This is a genomic window from Mycetocola sp. (assembly GCF_046716805.1).
Lineage (GTDB): Bacteria > Actinomycetota > Actinomycetes > Actinomycetales > Microbacteriaceae > Mycetocola_A.
On sequence record NZ_JBKJWH010000196.1, the window covers coordinates 1 to 6,313 of the forward strand.

The window sequence follows — 6,313 nt, forward strand, 5'->3', positions numbered from 1 at the left end:
ACATCGTCACCGTTCTCGCCGTGGGCCCCTCCGGCGCAGGCAAGGCGCTGAAGACCAACCTGCTCGCCTCCGAGATTCTCGGATCGGCCAACCCCTACGCCGTCGGCGGAACCCACCGGCACATCCCCGAGATCGCCCAGGCCCTCCGCGGAGCAGGCGCCGGCGCCGTGAGCGTCTCATTCACTCCCGTCCTCGTGCCGATGTCGCGCGGAATCCTCGCCACCTCGACCGCCCGCATCGTGCCGGGGACCAGTGCGGATGCCGTCCGCGCGGCCTGGCAGGACGCCTACGGCGACGAGAGGTTCGTGCAGTTGCTGCCGGCGGGGGAGTTCCCGCGCACAGCCGACGTGCTCGGCTCGAACTCGATGCTGATGGGAATCGCCGTCGACGAGGCCGCCGGCCGTGTCGTCGTCGTCACCGCCGTCGACAACCTCGCCAAGGGCACAGCGGGCGCCGCCGTCCAGTCCGCGAATCTCGCGCTCGGCCTTCCAGAATCGACCGGCCTTCCGGTGAACGGAGTTGCACCATGACCGTCACAGCAGCCCAGGGTTTCGAAGCCGCGGGCATCGCCATCGGACTGAAGGCGTCAGGGGGCAAGGACCTGGCCCTCGTCGTCAACCGAGGCCCCCGGCACTCCTCAGCGGCCGTTTTCACGAGCAACCGCGCCAAAGCCAACCCGATCCTCTGGTCACAGCAGGTCATCGCGGACGGTACGGTCAGCGCGATCGTGCTCAACTCGGGCGGTGCGAACTGTTTCACCGGTCCGCAGGGTTTCCAGACCACCCACGCCACAGCAGAAGCGGTTGCAACGGAACTCGGCGTCTCCGCGGGCGATGTGCTCGTCTGCTCCACCGGCCTGATCGGTGAGCAGCTCGACACCGACAAGCTGCTCCCCGGCGTCGCCACAGCGGCCGCTGCTCTTCGCTCCGACGGCGGAGAAGACGCCGCCGAAGCGATCCTGACGACCGACAGCCACCCCAAGACGGCGGTGTTCACGGGCGACGGCTGGACGATCGGTGGCATGGCCAAGGGCGCAGGCATGCTAGCGCCCGGCCTCGCGACCATGCTCGTCGTCCTCACCACCGACGCGAGCCTCGCCTCCGACCAGCTCGACCGGGCCCTCCGTGCGGCGACGCGAGTGAGCTTCGACCGGCTGGACTCCGACGGTTGCATGTCCACCAACGACCAGGTGTCTCTTCTCGCCTCGGGCGCCTCAGGAGTCGAACCCAATGCCGATGTCTTCGCCGACGCTCTTCGCGAGATCTGTCTCGACCTTGCCCGTCAGTTGCAGGCGGATGCCGAGGGTGCCGCTCACGACATCACCATCGAGGTCGTCGGTGCGGTCAGCGAAGAGGATGCCGTGGAGGTCGGCCGGTCGGTCGCTCGCAACAACCTGTTCAAGGCGGCGGTGTTCGGCAACGACCCCAACTGGGGTCGGGTCCTCGCCGCGATCGGAACCACCAAAGCCCCGTTCGACCCGTACGCGGTCGACGTGAGCATGAACGGCATCCGTGTTTGCCACGCGGGCGCCCCAGACCAGTCCCGCGACCTCGTCGACCTGACCGGGCGTGCAGTGCACGTGCGAATCGACCTGCACGAGGGCCAGCGGTTCGCGACCATTCTCACCAACGACCTCACGCACGACTACGTGCATGAGAACAGCGCATACTCGAGCTAGACGATGCCGACACTTCTTCCCGCATCCACCGCTGAGGCGATCGCGAAAGCATCCGTCCTGATCGAGGCGCTGCCCTGGCTTCAGCGCTACCATGGCGCCATCGCCGTCGTGAAGTTCGGCGGCAACGCCATGATCAGCCCCGAGCTCACCCGCGCGTTCGCCGAGGACATGGTGTTCCTCCGCCACGCCGGCCTGAAGCCCGTCGTCGTGCACGGCGGCGGCCCGCAGATCTCCGCCCGTCTGAAGGAACTCGGTATCGCCAGCGAATTCCGCGGCGGCTACCGGGTCACCACACCCGAAGCCATGACCGTCGTCCGTGACGTCCTCCGCGGTGAAGTGAATTCGGAACTCGTCGACTCCATCAACCAGCACGGCGACTTCGCCGTCGGTCTGAGCGGTGAGGACTCCTCCCTGTTCACCGGCCGCAAGCGTGGTGTGGAGATCGACGGCGAAACGGTCGACCTCGGCCTCGTCGGCGATGTCGTCGCCGTCGACCCGCACGCCGTCCACGCCGCCATCGAGGCCGGTCTCATCCCCGTGATCTCCTCGATCGCACCGGATGAGGACGCACCGGGGCAGGTGCTCAACGTGAACGCGGATTCCGCGGCATCCGCCCTCGCTGTCGCCCTGAAAGCAGACAAGTTCCTCATCCTCACCGACGTCGCCGGACTCTACAGTGACTGGCCGAACCGTGAGTCGCTCGTCTCGGTCATCACCGCAAGCGAGCTGCGCGAGCTGCTTCCGTCGCTCGAGTCAGGGATGATCCCCAAAATGACCGCGTGCCTCGAGGCGGTCGACGGCGGCGTGTTCAACGCCGCCATCATCGACGGCCGGCTCGAGCACTCCATCCTGCTCGAGGTCTTCACCCGGCAGGGCATCGGAACCCAGGTAATAGAGGACGAAGCATGACCGACTGGCACGACGCCGCGAACTCCGACATGATGCAGGTCTTCGGGGCGCCCCAGGCTCTCCTCGTCCGCGGCTCCGGCTGTTCCGTCTGGGACTCCGAGGGCACCGAATACCTTGACTTTCTCGGCGGCATCGCCGTCAACGCGCTCGGTCACGCACACCCGGCCATGGTCGACGCGATCACCCGCCAGGCGGCCGAACTCATTCATGTGTCGAACTACTTCGTCACCCCGCCGCAGCTGGAACTGGCCGCACGGCTGAAGCGCCTCACCGGGGCAGGCGAGCGCGGGCGGGTCTATTTCTCGAACTCGGGCGCCGAAGCGAACGAGGCAGCATTCAAGCTCGCCCGGCTGAACAACAGCGGCGGCACCCGCACCCGCATCCTCGCACTCACCGGCTCATTCCACGGCCGCACCATGGGCGCCCTCGCGATGACGGGCAAACCCTCGATCCAGACCCCGTTCGCACCGCTTCCCACCGGAGTCACACACATCGACGCGACGATCGAGGCGCTCGAAGCAGCCCTCGACGACACCGTCGCCGCCCTCATCGTCGAACCGATCCAGGGCGAATCGGGTGTCGTCGAACTTCCCGACGGCTATCTCGTCCGGGCGCGCGAACTGACCGAACGCCACGGCGCCCTGCTTCTCCTCGACGAAGTGCAGACCGGCGCGGGGCGCACCGGAAGCTGGTTCGCGTTCCAGCGTGCCGGGATCGTCCCGGATGCCCTCACGCTCGCGAAGGGAATCGGCGGCGGTTTCCCGATCGGCGCCCTCGTGACCTTCGGCGCAGCATCCGACCTGTTCACCCCCGGCACGCACGGAAGCACCTTCAGTGGCAACCCGCTCGGCACGGCCACAGCCAACGCTGTGCTCCGGGAAATCGAGGACGCCGGTCTCGTCGAGAACGCCCGGGTGCGGGGTGAGCAGCTCCGCGAGATCGTGCTCGGCATCGGTTCGCCGCTGATCACCGAAGTCCGCGGCAAGGGCCTCCTCCTCGGCATCGGGCTTGCCGAGCCGGTCGCGGCCGACCTCGTCCGCACCGCCCTGGCAGCCGGACTCATTCTCAACGCGCCGAACCCGAACACCATTCGCCTCGCCCCGCCGCTCATCGTCGGCGACGACGAGTTGCGCCATTTCGACGAACGATTCCGAGCCGCCCTTGCTGCCCTCGAGACCGGCACCCCGAACGAAGGAACACCGTGACCAGACACTTCCTGCGCGACGACGACCTCAGCCCCGCCGAGCAGTCCGAGATCCTCGACCTCGCTCTCGAGCTGAAGAAGGACCGATTCGGCCGTCGTCCGCTCGAGGGGCCGCAGACCGTCGCCGTCATCTTCGACAAGTCATCGACGAGGACCCGCGTCTCGTTCGCTGTCGGCATCGCCGACCTCGGCGGCGTTCCCCTGATCATCTCGACCGCGTCGAGCCAGCTCGGCGGTAAGGAAACCGCGGCAGACACCGCGCGCGTCCTTGAACGTCAGGTCGCCGCAATCGTCTGGCGCACCTACGGCCAGGCCGGACTCGAGGAAATGGCACAGGGCACAACCGTTCCCGTCGTCAACGCGCTGTCCGACGAGTTCCACCCGTGCCAGCTGCTCGCCGATCTGCTCACCATCCGCGAGCACAAGGGCGCGCTGGCCGGGCTCACCCTGACCTTCGTCGGCGACGGGGCGTGCAACATGGCGCAGTCCTACCTCCTCGCCGGGGCGACGGCGGGAATGAACGTGCGCATCGCCTCGCCGGAGGGCTTCACCCCGAACCGCGTGGTCGTCGCCGACGCGACAGCGATCGCCGAGACCACCGGCGGCTCCATCGCCCTGTTCACCGACGCCAGCGAAGCGGCGGTCGGCAGCGACATCCTCGTCACCGACACCTGGGTGTCGATGGGCAAGGAAGAGGAGAAGGCGTCACGCGTTGCCGCGCTTCGCCCGTACCGGGTCGACGCGGCGATGATGGGGTTGGCGAAGGATGACGCACTGTTCATGCACTGCCTCCCCGCCGACCGCGGCTTCGAGGTCACGGCGGATGTCATCGACGGCCCGCAGTCGATCATCTGGGACGAGGCGGAGAACCGCCTCCACGCCCAGAAGGCGCTGCTCACCTGGCTGCTCGAACGCGCCTGACGCTCAGCGCCCCTACCGGGTTTCACTACACTTAACACCAAGCAAATCAAGGAGAAGATCTTCATGGCGGAACGCGTCGTACTCGCATACTCAGGCGGCCTCGATACCTCAGTGGGAATCGGCTGGCTGAAGGATGCCACCGGCAAAGAGGTCGTCGCGCTCGCGATCGACGTCGGCCAGGAAGGCGAGGACATGGAGGTCATCCGCCAGCGTGCCCTCGATTGCGGCGCTGTCGAATCGGTCGTCGTCGACGCCCGCGATGAATTCGCGAACGATTACATCGTCCCGGCGCTCAAGGCCAACGCGCTCTACCAGAAGCGCTACCCGCTCGTCTCGGCGCTGAGCCGCCCGCTCATCGCGAAGTACCTCGCGTCGACCGCTCGCGAACTCGGCGCGAACAGCGTCGCCCACGGTTGCACCGGCAAGGGCAACGACCAGGTCCGGTTCGAGGCCGCTGTCGCCGCGCTCGCTCCCGAGCTCACGAGCATCGCCCCGGTCCGTGACCTCGCGCTGACCCGCGACAAGGCCATCATCTACGCCGAGCAGAACAACCTGCCGATCGCGCAGTCGAAGAAGAGCCCGTACTCGATCGACCAGAACGTGTGGGGCCGCGCCGTCGAGACCGGGTTCCTCGAGGACCCGTGGAACGCGCCGATCGAGGACCTCTACACCTACACGAAGAACCCGGCCGAGGCCGGAGCACCGACCGAGATCGTCATCACCTTCGACCAGGGTGTGCCCGTCGCCTACGACGGCAACCCGATCACGCCGCTCGAAGCGGTCGAGCTGATGAACCGCATCGCCGGCGACCAGGGAGTCGGCCGTATCGACATCGTCGAGGACCGCCTGATCGGCATCAAGAGCCGTGAGGTGTACGAGTCGCCCGCTGGTATCGCACTGATCACCGCGCACGAAGAGCTCGAGAACATGACGATCGAGCGCGACCTGGCCCGCTACAAGCGCACCGTGGAATCGAAGTGGGCAGAGCTCGTCTACGACGGCCTCTGGTTCTCCGGCCTTAAGAAGGCCCTCGACGTTTTCATCGACGAGACCCAGAAGCACGTCTCGGGCGACATCCGCCTCAAGCTGCACGCCGGCACCGCCGTCGTGACCGGGCGCAAGAGCAACTCCAGCCTGTACGACTACAACCTCGCCACCTACGACACGGGCGACACGTTCGACCAGTCGCTGGCGAAGGGCTTCATCGAACTGTGGTCGCTGCCGAGCAAGATCGCGGCGCGCCGCGACGCGGCCGTCGACGGTCGCTGAACACCGCGCAATGAACACGACATCGGATGACGGTACCGCTGGATCCACCGGCGAGGGCTCCCTCTGGGGGGCGCGGTTCGCCAGCGGTCCGTCGCCCGAGCTCGCGCGGCTGAGCCGGTCGATCCACTTCGACTGGCAGCTCGCGGGGTACGACCTCGCCGGGTCGAGCGCACACGCGAAGGCGCTCGCCTCGGCGGGATACCTGAGCGACGACGAGCTGGAGCGGATGCTCGCCGCGATCACCGAGCTCGGCCTCGCCCGCACGTACCGCCCCGCAGCCATGGCGGTCGATCTCTTCGCCTCGATGTACGGCGCCGAGACCGGCAACTTCG

Annotated in this window: 6 protein-coding genes and 1 pseudogene; all 7 read left to right on the forward strand. The window is 67.3% G+C overall.

Features of this window, described 5'->3' with window-relative positions; genetic code table 11:
- The coding region (locus ACLQ62_RS15895; protein WP_411722602.1) for an Asd/ArgC dimerization domain-containing protein at positions 1 to 530 on the forward strand (530 nt) is incomplete at its 5' end.
- On the forward strand, positions 527 to 1,678 hold the full coding sequence (gene argJ, locus ACLQ62_RS15900; protein ID WP_411722603.1) for a bifunctional glutamate N-acetyltransferase/amino-acid acetyltransferase ArgJ: 1,152 nt from the start codon (positions 527 to 529) through the stop codon (positions 1,676 to 1,678). The genes ACLQ62_RS15895 and argJ, both read left to right, overlap by 4 nt.
- A 3-nt stretch (positions 1,679 to 1,681) precedes the next feature.
- On the forward strand, positions 1,682 to 2,587 hold the full coding sequence (gene argB / locus ACLQ62_RS15905; protein ID WP_411722604.1) for an acetylglutamate kinase: 906 nt from the start codon (positions 1,682 to 1,684) through the stop codon (positions 2,585 to 2,587).
- The gene (locus tag ACLQ62_RS15910; RefSeq protein ID WP_411722605.1) at positions 2,584 to 3,792 is read left to right on the forward strand and encodes an acetylornithine transaminase; all 1,209 of its coding nucleotides are present in this window, start codon (positions 2,584 to 2,586) and stop codon (positions 3,790 to 3,792) included. Before argB ends, ACLQ62_RS15910 begins: the two co-directional genes overlap by 4 nt.
- A complete protein-coding gene (gene argF / locus ACLQ62_RS15915; protein ID WP_411722606.1) occupies positions 3,789 to 4,712 on the forward strand; it encodes an ornithine carbamoyltransferase in 924 nt (307 codons plus the stop codon). The genes ACLQ62_RS15910 and argF overlap by 4 nt, the downstream gene beginning before the upstream one ends.
- 63 nt (positions 4,713 to 4,775) lie before the next feature.
- On the forward strand, positions 4,776 to 5,981 hold the full coding sequence (locus ACLQ62_RS15920) for an argininosuccinate synthase (protein WP_411722607.1): 1,206 nt from the start codon (positions 4,776 to 4,778) through the stop codon (positions 5,979 to 5,981).
- Between the two features lie 10 nt (positions 5,982 to 5,991).
- A pseudogene (locus ACLQ62_RS15925) lies at positions 5,992 to 6,313 on the forward strand (argininosuccinate lyase); the annotation flags it as partial.

What these genes read in the sequence shown, in the direction of transcription:
- argJ (WP_411722603.1), top strand. Translation starts at nt 527, where the DNA reads ATGACCGTCACAGCAGCCCAGGGTTTCGAAGCCGCGGGCATCGCCATC.
- argB (WP_411722604.1), top strand. Translation starts at nt 1,682, where the DNA reads ATGCCGACACTTCTTCCCGCATCCACCGCTGAGGCGATCGCGAAAGCA.
- ACLQ62_RS15910 (WP_411722605.1), top strand. Translation starts at nt 2,584, where the DNA reads ATGACCGACTGGCACGACGCCGCGAACTCCGACATGATGCAGGTCTTC.
- ACLQ62_RS15920 (WP_411722607.1), top strand. Translation starts at nt 4,776, where the DNA reads ATGGCGGAACGCGTCGTACTCGCATACTCAGGCGGCCTCGATACCTCA.